The following is a 20,562-nucleotide window of genomic DNA, read 5'->3' on the forward strand; positions in this document are numbered from 1 at the left end:
CGGGCCGTACGGTCGGCCCATGACGAACCCCGCCCGCCCTGCCCAGTGGCCCGCCCTGACCGCCGCCGCCGTGACTGTCGTGCTGTGGGCCTCCGCCTTCGTGTCCATCCGCAGCGCCGGCGAGGCGTACTCCCCCGGCGCCCTCGCCCTCGGCCGGCTGCTGGCCGGGGCCCTCGCGCTGGGCTGCGTCCTGCTGGTCCGCCGCGAGGGGCTGCCGCCACGGGCCGCCTGGCCCGGCATCGCGGTGTCCGGACTGCTCTGGTTCGGCGTCTACATGGTGGTGCTGAACTGGGGCGAGCAGCAGGTCGACGCGGGCACGGCCGCGATGGTGGTGAACATCGGTCCGATTCTCATCGCGCTGCTCGGGGCGCGCCTGCTCGGCGAGGGCCTGCCGCCGCGGCTGGTGGCAGGCATGGCGGTCTCGTTCGCGGGCGCGGTCGTCGTCGGGCTGTCGATGTCGGGCGAGGGCGGATCGTCCACCCTGGGCGTGCTGTTGTGTCTGCTGGCCGCGGTGGGGTACGCCGGCGGGGTGGTGGCGCAGAAACCGGCGCTCGCGCACGCGAGCGCGTTGCAGGTGACGACGTTCGGCTGCCTGGTGGGTGCGGTGGCGTGCCTGCCGTTCGCGGGGCAGCTGGTGTCGGAGGCGTCGCGGGCCCCGGTCCCGGCGACGCTGAACATGGTGTACCTGGGCGTGTTCCCGACGGCGCTGGCGTTCACGACGTGGGCGTACGCCCTGGCCCGTACGACGGCCGGCCGCATGGGCGCGACCACGTACGCCGTCCCGGCCCTTGTGGTGCTGATGTCCTGGCTGGCGCTGGACGAGGTGCCGGCGCTGCTGACGCTGGCGGGCGGTGCGCTGTGCCTGGCGGGGGTGGCGGTGTCGCGGTCCCGGCCGCGGAAGGGGTCCGCGGCCGGGACCGGGGCCCCTGTCACTCCGCAGCAGCCGGCTGCTTCACCTCCGGCGACGGAGGGCCAGCCGCCGTTGCGGCCCGGGAGGCGAGAATCCTGATCGAGATCAGGGCGATCACGGCGAGACCGATGATGTAGGCCGAGACGGCCATCGACGTGCCGGTGGCCTCCAGCAGCAGCACCATCATGAACGGCGCCAGGCCGCCGCCGAACACCGCGGCGATCTGGTAGCCGAGCGAGGCACCGGTGTAGCGCATCTCGGCGGTGAACAGCTCGGCGAACAGGGCGGCCTGGGGCCCGTACATGATGCTGAGGAAGCAGCTCGTGACGAACGTGCCGACGCCGAGCCACAGCAGCGAGGCCGTGTCGATGAGCAGGAACATCGGCACCGCCCACAGCAGCAGGCCCACCGCGCCGGCCGCGTAGATGCGCAGCCGTCCGATGCGGTCGGACAGCGACGCCGCCGCGGGTATCAGCACGAGCTGGGTGAGGCTGACGCACAGGGAGACGGCGAGCACCGCGCTGCGCTTCATCTCGAGCTCGCGGGTCGCGTAGTCGAGCACGCCGGTGATGATGATGTAGAACGTCGCGGTGTTGACGGCGAAGGAGCCGCCGGCCAGGAAGACGGTGCCGAGGTGGCTGCGCAGGATGGTGCGCAGCGGCGAGCGCCGTTCGGTCTTCTCCTGTGCGGCGAGGGCCCGTTCGGCCTCGCGGAACTCGGGCGTCTCCTCGACCCGGGTGTGGATGTACCAGGCGAGGCCGAGGACGAGGAAGCCGACGAAGAACGGGACGCGCCAGCCCCAGGAGGCGAACGCGGACTCACTGGTGAGCGAACCGGCCACGAGGAACACGGTGTTGGCGGTGACGACGCCGATGGGCACGCCGAGCTGGACGAGACTGCCGTACAGACCGCGCTTGCCCTCGGGGGCGTACTCGGTCGCCATCAGCATGGCGCCGCCCCACTGCGCGCCGACGGCGATGCCCTGGACGACGCGGAGCAGCACCAGGACGACGGGGGCGGCGATGCCGATGGTCTCGTACGTGGGGAGCAGCCCGATTCCCGCCGTGGCGACGCCCATCAGGGTCAGCGCGAGGACCAGCATGGGCTTGCGGCCGTGCTTGTCGCCGAGCTGCCCGGCGATGATGCCGCCGACGGGGCGCGCGAGGAAGCCCACCGCGAAGGTGGCGAAGGCGGCGAGGACGCCGGCGGAGGAGCTGCCCGCGGGGAAGTACAGGTCGCCGAGTACGAGGGCGGCGGCGATGCCGAAGACGAAGTAGTCGTACCACTCGACGGCGGAGGCGAGCGCCGCGGCGGTGGCGACGCGCCGGCGGTTCGGGGAGGAGCCGGGGGTGACGGGGCCGGAGGGGGACGGGGGTGCGGTGTCCATGTGTGCACTCCATGGGTGCGGGGACGAGGAGTGCGGGGAACGTACCGACCGGTGGGTATGGAGTCAACGGGTTGCGCAGACGTGGATTTCCCGTGGGTGGGGGCGGTGCGAGGCGGGAGCGGGCAGCGCGAAGCGCCCGGGGGCGCGGTGGCCCTCCGGGCGGCTGCTCCCACTCCGCCCTCCCCCTACGACCCAGCGGCCGTGGGAGGGACCCCCATCCCGAACCGGGGGCTCCGTCCCCGGGCCCCGTACCGCGCTTCGCGCGGTGTCCTCAACTGCCGGACGGGCTGGATTTCGCTCCGCGAAATGGCGGGGAGGGGGAAGGTCAGAACACCACCAGCGCCCGCCCGCCCCGGCCCTCGCGCATCGCGGCGAACGCCGACGGGATGTCCTCCAGGCCGATGCGGTCCGTCACCAGCGCCTCCAGGTCGAGCCCGCCGTCGCGGATGCGGTCCGCGAGGACCGGCAGGTCCCGCTCCGGGTCGGAGTTGCCGTAGACGCAGCCCGACAGCGTGCGGCCCCAGTGGAAGATCTCCAGGGCGTTGAACGTGACCTGCTGGTCCTTGCCGCCGATGCCGACGACCGTGGTGCGCCCGCCGCGGCGGGTCGAGTCCCAGGCGGCCCGGATGGTGGCCGCACGGCCGACGCACTCGATCGCGACGTCCGCGCCCCGCCCGCCGGTCAGCCGACGGACCTCCTTCGCCGTGGTGTCGGACGCGACGACGTACTCGGTGGCGCCGGCCCGGCGGGCCAGTTCCTCCTTCTCGGGGGAGACGTCGACCGCGACGATCGTGCCCGCGCCCGCGATCCGGGCGGACTGGAGCGTGGCGAGGCCGACGCCGCCGACGCCGTAGACGACGACGGATTCGCCCTCGCGTACGCGGGCGGAGTGGTGGACCGCCCCGTACCCGGTGAGCACCGCGCATCCGAGGAGTGCCGCGTCGGTCAGGGACACGCCGTCGGGCGCGGGGAGCACGCAGTTCGCGGGGACGACGGTCTCCTCGGCGAACGCGGCCACGTTCAGCCCGGGATGCAGTGCGGTGCCGTCCGAGGTGACGGCGTGGACACGCCCCGCGCCGGTCAGGGCGTCGGCGCAGAGCCAGACCTCCCCGATCGCGCAGGCGTGACAGCTCCCGCAGGACGGCGCCCAGTTGAGGACGACGCCGTCGCCGGGGGCGATGTGGGTGACGTCCTCGGCGACGGAGACGACGGTGCCGGCGCCCTCGTGGCCGAGGACGGCCGGGACCGGCACGCGCATGGTGCCGTTGGACAGGGACAGGTCGGAGTGGCACACCCCGGCGGCGGCGAGGCGGACCCGGACCTGGCCGGGGCCGGGCTCGGGCAGCGAGATCTCGGCGACCTCCAGGGGAGAGCCGACGGCGGGCAGGACTGCGGCGCGGACCACGATGGTGTCTCCCGGCTCAGAACTGGAGGGACTTGGTCTGGAGGTACTCGGCGAGGCCGTGCGGACCGAGCTCGCGGCCGACGCCCGACTGCTTGTAACCGCCGAACGGGGCCAGCGGGTTGAACCGGCCGCCGTTGATGTCGACCTGCCCGGTGTCCATGCGGCGGGCGAAGGCGACCGCCTGGGCCTCGTCCCCCGCCCAGACGGCGCCGGCCAGACCGTAGACGGTGCCGTTGGCGAGGGCGAGCGCGTCGTCCTCGTCCTCGTACTTCATCAGGCAGACGACCGGGCCGAAGATCTCCTCCTGGGCGATGGTCATGCCGGGCGTCACGTCGGCGAAGACGGTGGGGCTGACGTAGTAGCCGGTCTCCAGGGGCGCGTCGGGGCCGCCGGCGACGAGGCGGGCGCCCTCGGCGATGCCCTTCTCGATGTAGCCGCGGACCCGCCGCCGCTGCTCGGCGTTGACGAGCGGACCGACCCGGTCGCCGGGCACGTACTTGGCGACCGCGGCGACGGCCAGCGCGACGGCCTCGTCGTAGTGGTCCTTGTGGACGAGCATCCGGGTCCATGCGCTGCATGTCTGGCCGGAGTTGGACATCACGTTGGCGATGCCGACGTTCACGGCCTTCGCCAGGTCGGCGCCGGGCAGGACGACGTTGGCGGACTTGCCGCCGAGCTCCAGGGCGACGCGCTTGATCGCGGCGCCGGCGGTCGCGCCGATCCGCTTGCCCACGGCGGTGGAGCCGGTGAAGGACACGAGGTCGACGTCCTCGTGGGCGGCGAGCGCCTGGCCCGCGACCGGTCCCAATCCGGTGACCAGGTTGAACACACCGGCGGGCACGCCCGCGTCGTGGACGGCCTCGGCGAAGAGCTGTGCGGTCAGCGGGGTGTCCTCGGCGGGCTTGAGGACGACGGTGCACCCGGCGGCGAGCGCGGGGGCGACCTTGGCGACGACCTGGTGCAGCGGATAGTTCCAGGGCGTGATCGCGGCGACGACGCCGACGGGCTCCATGAGGACGGTGGAGTTGCCGATGCTCTCCTCGAAGGCGTAGTCGGCGGCGAGTTCGGCGTACGAGCCGGCGACCAGCAGCGGCATGCCGGTGTGCACGGCCCGCGCGAGAGCGGGCGGGGCGCCGAGTTCGGCGGTGACGGTCTCGGCGATCAGGTCCTGGCGGCGTGCCAGCTCGTCGCGCAGGGCCGTGAGCCGGGCGGCGCGCTCGGCGGGCGGAGTGGCCGCCCAGGCGGGGAACGCGGCGCGGGCCGCCCGTACGGCGGCGTCGACGTCCTCGGCGGTGCCGGCCGGCACATGGGCGATGACCTGCTCGTCCGCGGGGTTCACCACCGCGATGGTGTCGGTCGTGGCGGCGGGCCGCCACTGGCCGCCTATGTACATGCCGTCGTGGGCCTTCATCGCTCTCCTCCAGGCTCGCGGTCGGGTCCCGGCCTAAACTAGCGCTGTTAGTTTTTGCGCGCCAGGGCCCTTCCGGCACCGTAGCCGGTGGGGGTGTCGAGGAGATCGGGGCCGAGCGTCATGACCGCGACGAACGGGGACGCGCCGGACGCGGGGCCGGCCGTCTGCCGGTCCCCGCGGCGGTCACACCTTCCGGATGTCCGTGAGATGGGCGAAGACGACCACGTTCGCGGAGTAGCCCTTCTTGTGGTCGAAGCTCCCTCCACAGGTCAGCAGCCGCAGTTCCGGGCGGCCGGTCTCGCCGTACACCTCGGCGTCCGGGAAGGCTTCCTTCTTGTAGGTACGCACCTTGTCCACGGTGAACACCGCGGTCCGGCGGTCCTTCCGTACGACGTTGACCTTGTCGCCGGGACGCAGTGCGTTCAGATTGACGAAGACGGCGGGCCCCGTCCTGGTGTCCCGGTGTCCGACGGCCACCGCCGTGCCCTTCTCGCCCGGCGCGGGGCCGTCGCTGTACCAGCCGACCAGCTTCGGGTTGTCCACCGGCGGGACGGCCAGCCGTCCGTGCTTGTCGAGACCGAGCCCCATGACGGGCGACTCGACGGTGAGGCTGGGAATCGCCAGCCGTACGGCGGCCGAAGGCGGCAGGGACGCGGGCGAGACCCCGCGCGCCTTGCCGTCCTTCGACACCGCCTGCGCCGGCTTCGGCGTCTCGGGTGTCCGTGCGGCAGGCCGCACGGTCGGCTGCGGAGGGCTCTCGGTACGCGTGGTCAGCGGGGGCAGATCGATCGTGGCCGGTGCGCCGGCCGCCATGGTGACTGTCGACTCGCCCGGGGGCAGGAACTGACACCCCCGGACGATGCCGGTCACCAGGGTCACCGTCACGGTGAGCGTGATGGTCAGGCGGCAGGCGCGGCTCGGTCCACGTCGTCGGTAGCGACGGCAGCGGCGGCAGGGGGCGTTACGCTGCGCCATGGGCGCGGCGGCGGGCCCGTCGGACGAGCATCAGTCCGGCGATACCGGCGGCCCCGGCGGCCAGCACCGGAGTCGTGCCGATCGAGGAGCCGTCGCCCTCGTCGCCCTCGCCACCCCCGGTGCCGGTGCCGGACGCGCCTCCGCCACCGGCGTGCACGTAGCCCGACGGCCTGTCCTTCTTGTCGCCGTGATCCTCCTTGTCGGCGTAACCCTCCTCGTCACTCTTGTCGCCGTGCTCCTGGTCGCCCTTCTCGCCGTAGCCCTGGTCGTCGCCCTTGGAGTCGTGCTCTTCGCGTTCCTTCGAGCAGTCCACCTTGAAGACCTTCTGCTTGCCGACACCGCCCGTGAAGTTCCAGGTGAGCAGGTATTCGCCGTCGGGAAGCGCGTACTCGGACGTGTGGCCGCGGCCGGCGATCAGCGTGAGTTGGCCGGAGAGGGTCGGCCCGGCGGGGTTGGGCGGCTGGGCAGCGATGTTCCACGTGAGCAGCGGCACCGTCTCGAAGTTGAAGGCGGAGAGGCTGAACTTGCAGACCTTGAGGTCGTCCCGGGTGTCCCAGTGCGGGACCCCTGCCCGGTGGATCTTCAGGTCTCCGCTGTCACCGGGAGCGGCGACGGCCGCCGGTGCACCCGCCAGGGACACACCGGCGACGGCGAGCGCCGCGAGGGCGGCGGCGGCTGGACGGACGCGGAGGGAGCGGAACGTTGCGGTCGAGGTCATGCGAGGCTCCTTCAAGCCGATGCGATTGTCATACTGATCACGCGATCGCCTGACTAAATGTCACAAAAGGGGCCGCGCATAGCGTCGAATCGCTGAGCAAGCGTCAGATATGCCCTGTCTGGCGGACACGGGGTGTATGCCGACCGTGTACCGAGGCCCGCCCGCACCCTCGCCGGAGGCCCACCGCGTGCGCCTGCAACGGGCAGCGTGTGCTCCACCGCGACACGCCCCCAACGCCGGCGCTTGGTCCGTGCGGAGCAGCCCCCGGTGCGGCACCACGTGGCTGACCGGACGATCTGACTGACGGCTGGATCACGATCAGCCGGGCGCCGCCCGGCGGCTCCGGCCGTCAGGTTCTTGGGTGCCTGGATACGGGCCCGTTCAGGAGACGCAATTGACACCGATCCCGTCATGAAACGCCCCGCCCCGGATCGGCGCGGCCGTCAGAAGGTCGCGGCGAGACCGCAGCCCGAGAAGCGTATGGCCGCTGACTGCCATGGCTGCGCTGAGCACCGCGCTGCTGCCTGCCCTCTCGCTGCACCCCGGCCCAGACGCCCGAGCGCGCCCCAAGGTCGGCCGCACCACGCCGGTTTCCGACGCCGGACGACACCGCCGTCCCTACGAGCGGTGCCGTACCCCGGCCCTGCCCGTGCGGAGAGGCCGGGGCGGCACCGTCGGCCGGCCGCTACGCGCCCCGGTCGCCGCCCTCGGCCGGGGCCCGGTCCGGGGTCCGGCGGGGCGAGCGCGCAGGGGGCTGGGGCGGGGACGGGTGGGGGCGGCGGATCGCCGCCGCGGAGGACAGGACCAGTAGCGCCCCGGTCAGGACGAACGGCGTCGCGGCGCCCGCGAGCCCCGCGACCAGGCCCGCGCCCGCCGGCGCGGCCACCTGGCCGAGGCGGTTGCCGGTCAGGCGCAGGGCGAGCGCGGTCGACCGCGCCTCCGCCGGCGCCGCCTGCACCACCGTCGTCATCGACAGCGGCTGCCCGACGCCGAGGCAGAAGCCCAGCAGGACCAGCATCGAGGCGAGCGCCCACAGCGGAACGGGCAGCGCGATGGCGCCGCACAGCAGCCCGCCGAGGAGGCAGGTCGTGGTGAGCAGGGCGGTACGGCCCATGAGCCGGATCATCGGGCTCATCACCAGCCGGCAGGCGATGGTGGCCGCGGCCCGCAGGCTGAGCAGCACACCGACGACGGCGGGCGCGATGCCCCGGTGTTCGCCGATCACGGGCAGGTACGCGGTGAGGATGTCGGTCGCGGAGAGCACCGCGAGGCTGATGAAGATCCCGGCGGGTACGCCGCGGGTGCGCAGGATGCTCCGTACCGGCACCGTCGTGCGCTCCGACGCGCGTGCCGGGCGCGGCGCGCGGTGCTCGATGCGCCACAACGAGGTGAGGGACGCGGCGGCCACGGCCGCCGCGGCCAGCAGCGCGTAGCCGCTCGTACGGGCCAGGTCCGCGCCGATCACGGCACCCGCGGCGACCGGTCCGACGAGCTGGCCCAGCGACGCGCCGATCGTGAAGTGGCCGAAGTTGCGGTCCTGTTCGGCCGGCGCGGACTGCCGGGCGACGATCGACTGTGCGCCGATGACGAAGCAGAGGTGGCCGAGCCCCATCACGCCGCTCCATGCGGCCATCGCCGTGAGGGAGTCCGCCGTACCGCTGAGGGCGCATCCGCCGGAGATGAGAACGACGCCGACGGGCAGCAGGGGTGCGCACCGCCCGTGGTCCGTCCTGCGCCCCAGCGGTACGGCGGCGAACAGGGGCAGCAGCGCGTACACACCGGCGATGACGCCGATGGCGCGCTCGTCCGCGCCCAGGGACAGGGCGCGGTAGGAGACCGCGGGCCGCGCCATCGACACCGCGCCCTGGGCGAAGGAGAACGCGATGACGAGGCGCAGCAGCCAGCTCCGGGATTCCGTCACGTCAGATGATCCCGAAGAGGATCCCCGCGCCGAGGACCACCAGGGAGGTGAGCGCGGCCCACTTGACGGTGAAGCGGGTGTGGTCGCCGAACTCGACCTTGGCCATGCCGACCAGGACGTACACCGCGGGCACCAGCGGGCTGGACATGTGCAGGGCCTGGCCGACGAGCGAGGCACGCGCGATCTCCAGCGGGGAGACGCCGTGGGCGGCGCCGGCCTCGGCGAGGACGGGCAGGACGCCGAAGTAGAAGCCGTCGTTGGACATGAAGTACGTGAGCGGGAGGCTCAGCAGTCCGGTGACGAGGGCCATGTGCGGGCCCATGCCCTCGGGGATCGCGCTGACGAGCCAGTCGGCCATGTGCTCGACCATGCCGGTGCCGGTGAGGACGCCGGTGAAGACGGCGGCAGCGAAGACCATGCCGGCGACGTTGAGGACGTTGTCGGCGTGGGCGGCGATCCGGGCCTTCTGGTCGGTCATCTTGGGGAAGTTGACGGTGAGGGCGAGGGCCGCACCGAGCAGGAAGAGGACCGGGATGGGCAGCAGCTCCATGATCATGGAGGCGAGCAGGGCGACGGTGAGCCCGGCGTTGAACCAGTAGAGCTTGGGGCGCAGGGTGGCGCGGTGCGGGTCGAGCCCCTGAAAGCCCTCGTCGTCGTCCCCGGCGGCGTCCTTGCCGGCGGGAGAGTCGCCCCCCGCGTCCACGGCACCGGCTCCGGAGCCGGTGCCCGCGGCCGCCTTCGTACCGTCGCCGCCGCCCGTCTTCACGAGCACGGTCTCGGTCTGCGGCTCCAGGACCTCGTCGAGGGAGAGGTAGCCGAGGCGCTTGCGCTCGCGCCGGCCCAGGACGTAGGCGAGGACCATCACGAACAGGAGGCCGACGCCGAGCGCCGGGATCATCGGGACGAAGATGTCGCCCGCGTCCAGTTTGAGCGCGGTCGCCGCGCGGGCAGTGGGGCCGCCCCAGGGCAGCGTGTTCATGACGCCGTTGGCGGTGGCCGCGATGCCGGTCAAGACGACCAGGCTCATCTTGAGGCGCTTGTAGAGCGGATACATCGCCGAGACCGTGATCATGAAGGTCGTCGAGCCGTCACCGTCCAGCGAGACGATGGCGGCCAGGAGCGCCGTACCGATCACGATGCGCAGCGGGTCCGCCTTGCAGAAGCGCAGGATGCCCCGGACGATCGGGTCGAACAGGCCGACGTCGATCATGACGCCGAAGTAGACGATCGCGAACATCAGCATCGCGGCCGTGGGCGCGAGATTGCCGACGCCTTCGAGGACGTAGTCCCCGAGGTGCGCACCCTTTCCCACGATGACGCAGAAGAGTGCGGGGATGAGGACCAGCGCCGCTATCGGCGACATCTTCTTCATCATGATCAGGACCAGGAAGGTCGCGATCATGGCGAAGCCGAGGATTGTCAGCATGGGGGACACCTAACGTTCATCCTTGAACTCCACCAGGGGCGGCGGTGCGGATGACGTTAGGTGTCGTCAAATGCCGTTAACAAGGTGTTGACACGTGAGCAATACGCGCAAAAGCCCAGGTCAGTCGATGGGCGCCACGGCGACGGGGAAACCGTTGAGCACCGCCGTGCCCGACAGGGGGTCCAGCCGGGAGCCGTCGAGCAGCTGGTTGACGTTGACGCCGGGCCGTGCGGAGGCCACCGAGAGCCGGGTGCCCGGCCGGTCGTGACCCCAGCCGTGCGGCAGGCTCACGACACCCGGGCGAATGTCGTCGGTGATCTCCACGGGCGCCTCCACACGGCCGCCGTGCGCGGTGATCGCGACCGTCGCGCCGTCCCTCAGACCCAGGCGGGCCGCGTCGTCGGGGTGGACGTGGAGGGTGCAGCGGTTGGACCCGCCGCCCAGTGCCGGCACGTTGTGCAGCCAGCTGTTGTTGGAGCGCAGATGGCGGCGGCCGACGAGGACCAGAGCGTCGGGGCGCCGACCGAGGGCGCTGCGGAGCCTCGGCAGATCGGTGGCGATCGGCTCGGGCAGCAGCTCGATGCGCCCGCTGCGGGTCCTGAGCACCTGCGGGACGCGCGGCTGGAGAGGGCCGAGGTCGATGCCGTGCGGGTTCTCCAGGAGCTTGGCGAGGGTCAGCTCGTACGGGCCGAGGCGCAGCATCAGGTCGAGGCGGCGCTCGGCCCCGCTGCTGCCGGTGAGTTCCGCGGCGAGCTCGGCCGCGTCCTGGCCGTGGACGGGTGAGTGCGGGTCGGCGACGGCCTTGGCGAGGGACTGCTGGACGACCATGTCGTCGACGGCAGACGGATCGGCGCCGTGCATGCCGCCGACCGCGAGGACGAGCCGGGCGTGGATCTCGCACTCGTCCATCAGCCCGTCCTCCAGGGGGACGGCGGCGGGCGTGTAGCGGACCTGGTTGCGTACGGCGAGGGCGTTGAAGGCGAAGTCGAAATGGGCGCTCTGCGACGGGGGCGGCGGGGGCAGCACCACGTCGGCGTGGCGTGACGTCTCGTTCAGGTACGGGTCGACGCTGACCATGAAATCGAGGCCGCTCAGCGCCCGGTCGAGGCGGTCGCCGTCGGGGGCGGAGAGGACCGGGTTGGCGGCGACGGCGATGACGGCGCGGATCCGCCCGTCGCCGGGCGTCTCGATCTCCTCGGCGAGTGCGGCGATGGGGAGTTCGCCCTTGGCCTCGGGGTGTTTGCCGACGCGGCTCGACCAGCGGCCGAGGGCGAAGCCCTTGCCGGGGCCGGCCGGGCGCGGGGCTTTGTCGGTGGCGGCGAGGGGGAAGAGGGCGCCGCCGGGCCGGTCGAGGTTGCCGGTGAGGATGTTGAGGACATCGACGAGCCAGCTGGCGAGGGTGCCGTGTGCCACGGTGCAGCTGCCGATGCGTCCGTAGACGGCGGCGGACGGGGCGGCGGCGAGTTCGCGGGCGATCGTACGGATCTCCTCGGCGTCCATGTCGCAGGCGGCGGCCACGGCTTCGGGGGCGAAGTCCCGTACCTCCGCCTCGACTTCGGCGACGTGTTCCACATGCCCGGCGAGGGCGCCGAGGTCGGTCAGCTTCTCCTCGAACAGGACGTGGACGAGGGCGGCGAGCAGCAGGGCGTCGGTGCCGGGTCGGATCGCGACGTGCCGGTCGGCGAGCCGGGCGGTGCGGGTGCGGCGCGGGTCGACGACGGTGAGCGTGCCGCCGCGGCGGCGCAGCGCCTTGAGCTTGCCGGGGAAGTCGGGGGCGGTGCACAGGCTGCCGTTGGACTCCAGCGGGTTGGCACCGAGGAGGAGCAGATGGGCGGTGCGGTCCAGGTCGGGGACGGGAATGGCGACGGCGTTGCCGTAGAGCAGTCCGCTGGAGACATGCTTGGGCATCTGGTCGAGGGTGGAGGCGGTGAAGACGTTGCGGGTGCGCAGGGTGGACAGCAGGACCGGCGGGTAGAGGCCGCCGGCCATGGTGTGCACGTTGGGGTTGCCGAGGACGACACCGACGGCGTCGGGTCCGTGCTGCTCGATCACCGCTCGCATGCGGGCGGCGACAAGGTCGAACGCCTCCCCCCAACTCACCTCCCGCAGACGGCCGTTCTCGCGTACGAGCGGGGTGCGCAGCCGGTCGGGGTCGGCGTCGAGCTCCCCGAACGAGGCACCCTTGGGGCAGATGAAGCCCTCACTGAAGATGTCGTCGCGGTCACCACGCGCACCGGTGACCCGGGTGCCCTCGATGGTGAGGGTGAGACCGCAGGTGGCCTCGCACAGGGGGCAGATGCGCGGCGCGGTGCGGGCGCCTCGGGTGTCGGGCGGCGAGGTCGTCGTCGTACGGGCGGCGGGTGCGGTGCGGGACACGGGTCCTCCCCCGGAGGCGGGCGGCAGCGGAGACGGGCTGTCGGCACCGAGCATACCGACCGGTATGCATGTGCGGGAGGGTGTTTCCCCGCCGTTCACGCACTCGCCTGCGGCGCCCGGGGCGGGTCCAGCACGTCCGCGAGGTACGCCCGCAGCAGGCGCCGGGTCTCCGCCACGATCCCCTCGTCGCCCGACTCCCGCACCCGGAAGGCCAGTTGCAGCAGCGCGTCCGCCGCCTCGACCGCGACGAGGACCGCGCGCCGCAGCTCCGCGTCCGGCTCGCGGCCCTGATGGGCGGCGAACAGACGGGCGAGCCGGTCCGCGACCTCGTCGTTGGGACCGGTGGCGGGCGCGCCGACCGGGACCTGCGCACCGAAGTCGATCAGCGCGAAACCGGGGACCGTGCGCTTCATCGCCAGGTACTCGTCGAGCATCACGTCGACGACGCCCCGCCAGTCCCCCGCCGGCAGCGGCACGAGCCGGCCGGTGACCCGCTCGGCGTAGCGGTCGAGGTTGCGGTGCCCGAGCGCATCCACGAGCGCCCGTTTGTTGCCGAAGAAGCGGTAGACGGAGCCGATCGGCACCCCCGCCCTGACCGCCACCGCCCGCGTGGACAACTCCTCGTACCCGCAGGTGTCGAGGAGTTCGGCGCAGGCGTCCAGGATGCGCGCGAGCCGGTCGGCGCTGCGCTGCTGCACGGGTGTACGGCGCAGAGGAGGCTGGGGCACGCGGTCCATGATGCCGTCCCGTTGCCGTTGACGGGACGGTCCTGCAATCCTACGGTTGTCCATAGGAATGGATACGGGAACGGAATCCGACGGCACCAGGAGCGGCGATGAGCGGTAGCGACCAGAGGCGCAAACTCGTGGAGGCACTCGGCGACGAGTCCTTCCTGTCCGGCTTCGGCAACGAGCACAGCTCGGAGGCGGTCGCCGGCGCCCTTCCGCACGGGCGGAACTCACCGCAGCGCGCCCCGCTCGGCCTCTACGCGGAGCAGCTCAGCGGCACCGCCTTCACCGAGCCCCGCGCCCACAACCGCCGCTCCTGGCTGTACCGCATCCGCCCCTCGGCCGCGCACCCGGCGTTCGTCCGCGCGGACAACGGCCGCATCCGCACCGCCCCGTTCACCGAGACGGTCCCCGACCCCAACCGCCTGCGGTGGAACCCGCTGCCGGACCCGGCGCCCGGCACGGACTGGCTGGCGGGCCTGTGGACCCTGGGCGGCAACGGCGACGTGACCCAGCGCACCGGCATGGCCGTGCACCTGTACCACGCCGACGCCTCCATGGAGCGGGTGTTCAGCAATGCGGACGGCGAGCTGCTCATCGTCCCCGAGCGCGGCGGTCTGCTGCTGGTGACGGAGTTCGGCCTGCTGCCCGCGCGGCCCGGCGAGGTCGCGCTGATTCCCCGCGGCGTCCGCTTCCGCGTGGAGCTGCTCGACGCCGCGTCCGATGGCGGGCAGAGCCCGACCGCCCGCGGCTACGTCTGCGAGAACTACGGGCAGCCGTTCCAGCTGCCCGACCTCGGCCCGATCGGCGCCAACGGCCTCGCGAACGCCCGCGACTTCCTGGCGCCGGCCGCCGCCTACGAGGACGTCGAGGGCCCGGTCGAGGTGGTCAACAAGTTCTGCGGGAACCTGTGGACCGCGACGTACGACCACTCGCCGCTCGACGTGGTCGCCTGGCACGGCAACCACGTCCCGTACGTCTACGACCTGCGCCGCTTCAACGTCATCGGCTCCATCTCGTACGACCACCCCGACCCGTCCCTCTTCACGGTGCTGACCTCGCCGTCCGACACCCCCGGTCTCGCCGGCGTCGACTTCGTGGTCTTCGCGCCGCGCTGGCTGGTCGGCGAGGACACGTTCCGCCCGCCGTACTTCCACCGCAATGTGATGAGCGAGTACATGGGCCTGATCGAGGGCGCGTACGACGCGAAAGCCGAAGGCTTTGTCCCCGGCGGCGGCTCGCTGCACAACATGATGTCGGCGCACGGCCCCGACCGGGAGACCTTCGACCGGGCGAGCTCGGCCGAGCTGAAGCCGCAGAAGGTCGACAACGGCCTGGCCTTCATGTTCGAGACCCGCTGGCCGGTGATCGCGACCGGGCAGGCGGCGAACGCGGACCACCTGCAGAAGGGCTACGACACCGTGTGGCAGGGTCTTGAGCGCCACTTCGGGCCCCAGTAAAGAGATGCCGTGTACGGAGATGCCGTGACCTCCTTCGCCCCGGACTCGCTCGTCCTGAACCGCAAGCTGCCGCTGTGGTACCAGGTCTCGCAGTCGCTGCGCGCCTCGATACTGGGCCGTGCGCCCGAGGCGTCGCTGCGGCTGCCGACCGAGGAACAGCTCGCGCAGCACTACGGCGTGAGTGTGCTCACCATGCGCCAGGCGCTGAAGGAGCTGGAGGAGGAGGGGCTGATCACCCGCCACCGGCGGCGCGGCACCTTCATCGAACCGGGGGCGCGCAGGAGCGCGCCGCGGCGGCTGCTGGGCTCGATCGACGCGATCGTCGCCCAGCAGTCGGGCGAGCGCACCACCGTCCTCGGCCACGGCCCGCAGCCGGTGCCGGGCGAGCTGGCCGAGTTCTTCCCGGACGAGGACGAGGTCGTGGTCTTCCGGCGGCTGCGCTGCGACGGCGACAGCGGTGAGCCCACCAACTGGGCGGAGAACGCCCTGCGCCCGGATCTCGCGGCGCGGGTGGAGTGCGCGGATCTGGAGCGCTGGCCGATGACCAAGGTACTGCGGGACGCCCTGGGCATCCGGATCAGCAGGATCACGGACACGGTGGAGGCGCGGCTCGCCGATCCGCCGACGGCGGAGCTGCTGCGGGTGCCGCTGCTCAGCCCGATCCTGCACTACACGGGAGTGACGTACGACGAGGACGGCCGGGTCGTCGACGTGGCTCGTATCCGCTACCGCGGGGACCGGTTCTCCTTCTCGGTGACCGTGGATGCCGCGGACTGAGCGGCTTCACCTGATTCTGCCGACGATGCCACCTCTGGTCGCCACGCGGAGCGTCGCCGCATCCGCTGTCTGCCGGACGCGGAGCGCCCCCGCATCGCTGCCCAGACGGCCAGGGAAGGCGAACAACTGCCCTACGGGTCACCGGTTGTGGTGATCACCATGGGATCGTGAACCTAGCCACCACCTCCGACGGCACCAACCACCAGGGACGGAGGCTCTCGCGCTACCGGCGCTGGCAGGCCCGCAAACGTGCCGAACTACAGGCCAGGCACACTCGCTCGGCCACCCGCCGTCTGGCCCGCCGGGCGAAGAAGGAAAAACGCCATGCCACACAGGTGAACCACCGGATCAGCAAGGAGATCGTGTCCGTCGCGCGACGCACCGGACGCGGTATCGCCGTCGAGGAACTCGGCGGCATCCGCGAGCGGGTACAGCTACGCCGCGACCAGCGGGGCACCCTCTCCTCCTGGTCCTTCCACCAGCTAGGGCAGCACTTGGCGTACAAGGCCAAGCGGGCTGGGGTGCCGTTCGTGGAGGTGGACGCGCACCATACCTCGCAGCGCTGTCCGCGCTGCGGGCACACTGAGCGGGCCAACCGGCCCGAGCGGGACCATTTCCGCTGTCGTCGGTGCGGGCTCGCTGGTCCGGCTGATGTCGTCGCCGGGGTCAACGTGCGTGATCGCGCACGCTCGGCGTGGGTGTTCGTCACCGCACCCGCACCCTCCCCCTGAACCAACACGGGCTGTGGTGGATGCGACCCGTGACCGTCCTGTCGTAGGGGGCAGTCGGGAGCGCGACGAGGTGTGAACGACCGAGAGCACAAGCTCAAGCCGTTCACGACCGAGAAGGTGACTAGCATGCGGACGGTGACTGCTCTCACCGAGGACGTGACCGAGGACGCGCCGCTGCTCGACGACCTCATGCCCTGGTCCGTGGCACCGCTGCGGCTGGGCCGGGGCTGGGTGATGGCGCCGGACGCGGCGTCCCTGCGGGCCCGCTGGGACGCTCTCGTACGGGCGGAGGGTGCCGAGCGGGACGCCCTGTTCGGGTCCACCCGGGCGCGCACACCGCACAGCGCCGTCGCACAGCTGCCGGGGCAGGCCACCGGGACCGGGCGGATCGCCCGCGAGCAGGGCCGCTGCCCGGAGCCGGTGCGCGTGCTGCACGGCGCGTTCGACGAGCAGTGGCTGCTCCCTGACCACCGGCTGATCGACGCGGCCCGGCCGGAGCTGTGGCGGGTGCGGGACGAGCGGCAGCTCTTCGTCGTCGAACAGGGCCATGTGCCGAAGGCGGCGGGTCCCGCGCTGGTCGTGTCGGCGCTGCTGCCGGACGGGCGTTCACCGGCGGGCCGACCCGGCCGGATCCGGCCCCTGTACCGCAGGCCGGGCGCGCTGGAGCCGAACGTCGCGCCGGGGCTGCTGGACCTGCTCGCGGGCCGGTACGGGCACGCGGTGGCTGCGGAGGACCTCGTCTGCTGGGCCCTGGCGTCGGCCGTCGCCGGCCCGGCGGGGTGCGCGGTCCCGCTGACGGGCGACGCCGCGGTGTGGGCGGCGGGAGTCGAGCTGGGCCGGCGGGCGCTGCGCGTCCAGGTGCGCGGGGCGCACGGCGGGGAGCGCCCCCGACTGCCGGGCGGACGGCGCCCCTATGTACGTGCGGCGCTGCCCGCGCGGCCGGACTCGGTCGCGTACGACGCCGATGAGGAGACGCTGACCATCGGTGACGCCGGCCGTGTCGCGCCGGTGCCGCGGGGGGCCTGGGAGTTCGAGGCGGGCGGCGGGCGGGTGCTGGAGCTGTGGTTCGCCCGGCGTACGGATGGTGCCGAGCCGGGCTCCCTGGAGGCGGTGCGGCCGGCGTCCTGGCCGCAGGAGTGGACGTCGGAGCTGCTGGAGCTGATCACGGTGCTGGCGCTGCTGGCGGAACTGGAGCCGGAGCGGGAGCGGCTGCGCTCGGGCGCCGAGGCGTGGATCGGGGCGGCGGAGCTGCGGGCGGCGGGTGTGCTGCCGCCGCCGGGAGCGGCACGTCGGCCGGCGTCGGTGCTGGACCACGCGGAGGAGGGTCCGGATGGCCAGTTCGCCCTGCTGTGACCGTCCCGCGCCGGGGCGGCGCGTCCGGGAATCGAGCCCCCTCGGCGCGTCAAGGGGACGCGATGGCCAAGTCGCCGGACCGTTTTCATGATCCTCGGGGGTGACAAGGATGGTGGCTACACATTAGACACGGCCTATGAGCCAACAGCCACTGCCCCTGGACGGCATCACGGTCGTCGCCGTCGAGCAGGCCGTCTCGGCGCCCTTCGCCACGCGCCAGCTCGCCGACCTCGGCGCCCGCGTGATCAAGGTCGAGCGCCCGGACGGCGGTGATTTCGCACGCGGCTACGACACCGCGGCCCGCGGGCTCGCCTCTCACTTCGTCTGGTGCAACCGCGGCAAGGAGTCCATCGCTGTCGACCTCAAGGACCCGCGCGGGCTCGACATCGTCCACCGGCTCGTCGCGGACGCCGACGTGTTCGTGCAGAACCTCGCGCAGGGCGCGGCGGCCCGGCTCGGGCTTGACGCCGCGGCCCTGTGCGCGCGGCACCCGCGACTGGTCGCCGTCGACATCTCCGGATACGGCTCGGGCGGCCCGTATGCGCACAAGCGCGCGTACGACATGCTCGTGCAGTGCGAGGCCGGTCTGGTCTCGGTGACGGGGACGGCGACCGAGCCGGTGAAGGCGGGCGTCCCCGCGGCCGACATCGCCGCGGCGATGTACGCCTTCTCGGGCGTCCTGGCAGCGCTGCTGCGGCGCGGCACGACGGGCCGCGGCGGCCCGGTCGAGATCTCGATGCTGGAGTCGCTGGCCGAGTGGATGGGCCACCCGCTCCACCACGGGATGCACGGAGGCGAAGCACCGGCGCGCACGGGCGTCGCGCACGCCGTCATCTCCCCTTACGACGCGTACGACACCGCCGACGGCGGCCAGGTGCTCCTGTCGGTGCAGAACGACCGCGAGTGGCGCCGGCTCGCCGAACAGGTGCTGGAGCGGCCGGAGTTGGCCGACCACCCGGACTTCGCGACGAACACCGCGCGCACCGCCAACCGGGCCCGGACGGACGCGGCGGTGGCCAAGGCCCTGGTGGGGCTGACGACGCGGGACGCGATCGACCGGCTGGAGGCCGCGGGCATCGCCTGCGCGCGCCTGAACACCGTGACGGACGTGGCCGGGCATCCGCAGCTCGCCGCCCGTGACCGCTGGCGCGAGGTCGACTCGCCGGCCGGGCCGCTGAGGGCGATGCTGCCCCCGATCACGCTGCCGGGCGGGGCACCGGCACGAATGGGGGCGATTCCCTCGCTCGGCGAGCACACCGACGCGCTGCTGCGGGCCCTGGGGATGACGGAAGAGGCCGCAGCGGCGCTACGCCGGGACGGTGTGGTCGCCTGAGCGCGGTCACGCAAGGGTGGGGACGGGCGGGATGGGTCAGCCGCGGCTGCCGAACAGGGAGCGCCGCAGCCTCCGCAGGGGGGCGAACAGCGAGACGCGTGCGCTCTTGCTCCCGCGGCTGTGCCGGGCGTCACGAGAGGTCAGCTCGCGCATCAGCAGGGTCGCTTCGGCGGCCTCCCGCTGCGGGACGGCGGGGCCGCCGAGCACCGAGAGGTGGCGGTCGAGCCGCGAACTGGTCGCGACGCTTCCGCAGGTGATGGCAGGCACACGGGGCCTGCTGCGAACTGTTATCTGATCCATGTCACTCCCCACCCGTACGAGACACCCGGCCCGGGCACATTAACCCTATCTCCCCTACGGGACACCCGTGTATCCCGCCTGCATGATTCACCGCACTCGTACGGGGGTTGACGGTTACTCTCCGAATACACCTGATTCCAGGGCGAGTTGGACGACGATTGGGGCGCCTTCCGTCGGGCATTCAACTGATGGCTGGTCAAGCAGTGTCATATGCCGGTGAGTTGAGTTAGATTCAGCTGGATTCAAGGGGTTGTCACCGTGTTGGAACTCTGGTTGCGGGCAGGGGGCACGGCATGAGCGCACCACCGGGAACCGGCCGGCTGATTGCGGAGCGCTACCGCCTGATCGGACCGCTCGGCGAGGGCCGTACGGGCGTGGCGTGGCTCGCGCACGACGAACTGCTGAGCCGCGACGTCGCGGTCAAGGAGATCCGCGCCCCGGCCGGGCTGGACGTCACAGCGGCCCGCGAGCTGTACGGACGACTGGAGCGGGCCGCACGGACCGCGGGTCGCGTCTCGCACCGCAACGTGGTCGCCGTGCACGACGTGGCCACCGACGACGGGCGCCCCTGGATCGTGATGGAGCTGGTGCGCGGCCTCGCCCTGTCGGACGTACTGGAGGCGGAGGGGCCGCTGCCGCCCGCGCGTGCCGCGCACATCGGGGCCGAGGCGGTCGCCGCCCTGCGCGCGGCGCACGCGGCGGGCGTGGCACACCACGACGTGAGGGCGGCCAATGTCCTCATCGCCAACGACGGCCGGGTGATGCTCACGGGCTTCGGGATGGCCTCGGCGGCCGACTCCGGGGCCCGTGCCCCGGAGTCGGCGCCGGACGTCGAGCCGGGTGCCGACGCGGATCTCTGGTCGCTCGGCGCCCTGCTGTACACGGCGGTCGAGGGCCGCTCCCCCGGCGCGGGCGAGGACGTGCGGCCCTCGGAGCGGGCGGGCGCGCTGGCGCCGGTCATCTCGGGGCTGCTGCGGCGGGACGCGGCGGAGCGGATGCCGGCGTCGGAGGCCGAGCACAGGCTGCGGCTGGCGAGCGCGGGCGGGGCCCCGCGCGCCACGGCTCCGCCGCCGTCGCGGCCCCCGGCGGGCCCGGCCGATGCCGACCGGGACGCGCCCGCCGGTGGCACGGGCAGCCCGTCGCCGTCGACCGCCGGCGCGTCCGCGCGGCCGCCCGACGAGCCGCGACGCGCGGCGACGGTGCTGGTCGCGGGGGTGGTACTGCTCCTCCTGGCGGTCGCCGCTCTGGTCTGGGCGGTACTGGGCGGTTGACGGCGCGGGCTGCCCAGGCCCCGTGGACGCGCGAGCCCTGCCGGGCCGGTGAGCAACGGGTCCGGCCGTGAAAGGAGGCC

The 20,562-nt window shown here is 72.8% G+C and carries 17 protein-coding genes; 7 read left to right on the top strand and 10 right to left on the bottom strand.

Features of this window, described 5'->3' with window-relative positions; translation table 11 throughout:
* Window positions 1-19 precede the first annotated feature (19 nt).
* The gene (locus ACF08N_RS26210) at window positions 20-1,009 is read left to right on the top strand and encodes a DMT family transporter (protein ID WP_392327121.1); all 990 of its coding nucleotides are present in this window, start codon (window positions 20-22) and stop codon (window positions 1,007-1,009) included.
* Here the strand turns inward: ACF08N_RS26210 and ACF08N_RS26215 are convergent.
* The 9 genes from ACF08N_RS26215 to ACF08N_RS26255 all read right to left on the bottom strand — a co-directional run bounded on the left by ACF08N_RS26215 (window position 930) and on the right by ACF08N_RS26255 (window position 13,266).
* A complete protein-coding gene (locus ACF08N_RS26215) occupies window positions 930-2,297 on the bottom strand; it encodes an MFS transporter (RefSeq protein WP_392327122.1) in 1,368 nt (455 codons plus the stop codon). The genes ACF08N_RS26210 and ACF08N_RS26215 overlap by 80 nt on opposite strands.
* Window positions 2,298-2,622: 325 nt before the next feature.
* Complete coding sequence (locus ACF08N_RS26220) at window positions 2,623-3,702, bottom strand: zinc-binding dehydrogenase (RefSeq protein ID WP_392327123.1); 1,080 nt, start codon at window positions 3,700-3,702, stop codon at window positions 2,623-2,625.
* Window positions 3,703-3,718: 16 nt separating this feature from the next.
* A complete protein-coding gene (locus ACF08N_RS26225; RefSeq protein ID WP_392327124.1) occupies window positions 3,719-5,113 on the bottom strand; it encodes an aldehyde dehydrogenase family protein in 1,395 nt (464 codons plus the stop codon).
* A gap of 183 nt (window positions 5,114-5,296) precedes the next feature.
* Window positions 5,297-6,010, bottom strand: a complete 714-nt coding sequence (locus ACF08N_RS26230) for a class F sortase (protein WP_392327167.1) — start codon at window positions 6,008-6,010, stop codon at window positions 5,297-5,299.
* A gap of 64 nt (window positions 6,011-6,074) precedes the next feature.
* Complete coding sequence (locus ACF08N_RS26235) at window positions 6,075-6,806, bottom strand: hypothetical protein (protein WP_392327125.1); 732 nt, start codon at window positions 6,804-6,806, stop codon at window positions 6,075-6,077.
* Between the two features lie 685 nt (window positions 6,807-7,491).
* Window positions 7,492-8,727 (bottom strand): MFS transporter, encoded by a 1,236-nt coding sequence (locus ACF08N_RS26240; RefSeq protein ID WP_392327126.1) that lies wholly within the window; start codon window positions 8,725-8,727, stop codon window positions 7,492-7,494.
* Window position 8,728: 1 nt separating this feature from the next.
* Window positions 8,729-10,153 carry a CitMHS family transporter gene (locus ACF08N_RS26245; RefSeq protein ID WP_392327127.1) on the bottom strand — a complete coding sequence of 475 codons (1,425 nt, stop codon included), beginning with the start codon at window positions 10,151-10,153 and terminating at the stop codon, window positions 8,729-8,731.
* 120 nt (window positions 10,154-10,273) lie between these two features.
* Window positions 10,274-12,529 (bottom strand): molybdopterin oxidoreductase family protein, encoded by a 2,256-nt coding sequence (locus ACF08N_RS26250; protein ID WP_392327128.1) that lies wholly within the window; start codon window positions 12,527-12,529, stop codon window positions 10,274-10,276.
* A 95-nt stretch (window positions 12,530-12,624) separates the two neighbouring features.
* On the bottom strand, window positions 12,625-13,266 hold the full coding sequence (locus ACF08N_RS26255) for a TetR family transcriptional regulator (protein ID WP_392327129.1): 642 nt from the start codon (window positions 13,264-13,266) through the stop codon (window positions 12,625-12,627).
* Window positions 13,267-13,364: 98 nt separating this feature from the next.
* Here ACF08N_RS26255 and hmgA point away from each other — a divergent pair, with 98 nt between their 5' ends.
* The 5 genes from hmgA to ACF08N_RS26280 all read left to right on the top strand — a co-directional run bounded on the left by hmgA (window position 13,365) and on the right by ACF08N_RS26280 (window position 18,911).
* Complete coding sequence (gene hmgA, locus ACF08N_RS26260) at window positions 13,365-14,717, top strand: homogentisate 1,2-dioxygenase (RefSeq protein ID WP_392327130.1); 1,353 nt, start codon at window positions 13,365-13,367, stop codon at window positions 14,715-14,717.
* A 24-nt stretch (window positions 14,718-14,741) separates the two neighbouring features.
* Window positions 14,742-15,494 carry a GntR family transcriptional regulator gene (locus tag ACF08N_RS26265; protein ID WP_392327131.1) on the top strand — a complete coding sequence of 251 codons (753 nt, stop codon included), beginning with the start codon at window positions 14,742-14,744 and terminating at the stop codon, window positions 15,492-15,494.
* Between the two features lie 167 nt (window positions 15,495-15,661).
* Complete coding sequence (locus ACF08N_RS26270; RefSeq protein WP_392327132.1) at window positions 15,662-16,225, top strand: RNA-guided endonuclease InsQ/TnpB family protein; 564 nt, start codon at window positions 15,662-15,664, stop codon at window positions 16,223-16,225.
* 126 nt (window positions 16,226-16,351) lie between these two features.
* Window positions 16,352-17,578, top strand: coding sequence for a type ISP restriction/modification enzyme (locus ACF08N_RS26275; protein ID WP_392327133.1), 1,227 nt, complete (start codon window positions 16,352-16,354; stop codon window positions 17,576-17,578).
* 136 nt (window positions 17,579-17,714) lie between these two features.
* Window positions 17,715-18,911: a CaiB/BaiF CoA transferase family protein gene (locus tag ACF08N_RS26280; RefSeq protein ID WP_392327134.1), complete on the top strand. Its 1,197-nt coding sequence runs from the start codon at window positions 17,715-17,717 to the stop codon at window positions 18,909-18,911.
* A 36-nt stretch (window positions 18,912-18,947) separates the two neighbouring features.
* Here ACF08N_RS26280 and ACF08N_RS26285 read toward each other — a convergent pair whose 3' ends face one another.
* Complete coding sequence (locus tag ACF08N_RS26285) at window positions 18,948-19,211, bottom strand: hypothetical protein (RefSeq protein WP_392327135.1); 264 nt, start codon at window positions 19,209-19,211, stop codon at window positions 18,948-18,950.
* A 293-nt stretch (window positions 19,212-19,504) separates the two neighbouring features.
* Here ACF08N_RS26285 and ACF08N_RS26290 point away from each other — a divergent pair, with 293 nt between their 5' ends.
* Window positions 19,505-20,482 (top strand): serine/threonine-protein kinase, encoded by a 978-nt coding sequence (locus ACF08N_RS26290; protein WP_392327136.1) that lies wholly within the window; start codon window positions 19,505-19,507, stop codon window positions 20,480-20,482.
* Window positions 20,483-20,562 lie beyond the last annotated feature (80 nt).

Source organism: Streptomyces sp. NPDC015127 (assembly GCF_043080095.1).
GTDB lineage: Bacteria > Actinomycetota > Actinomycetes > Streptomycetales > Streptomycetaceae > Streptomyces.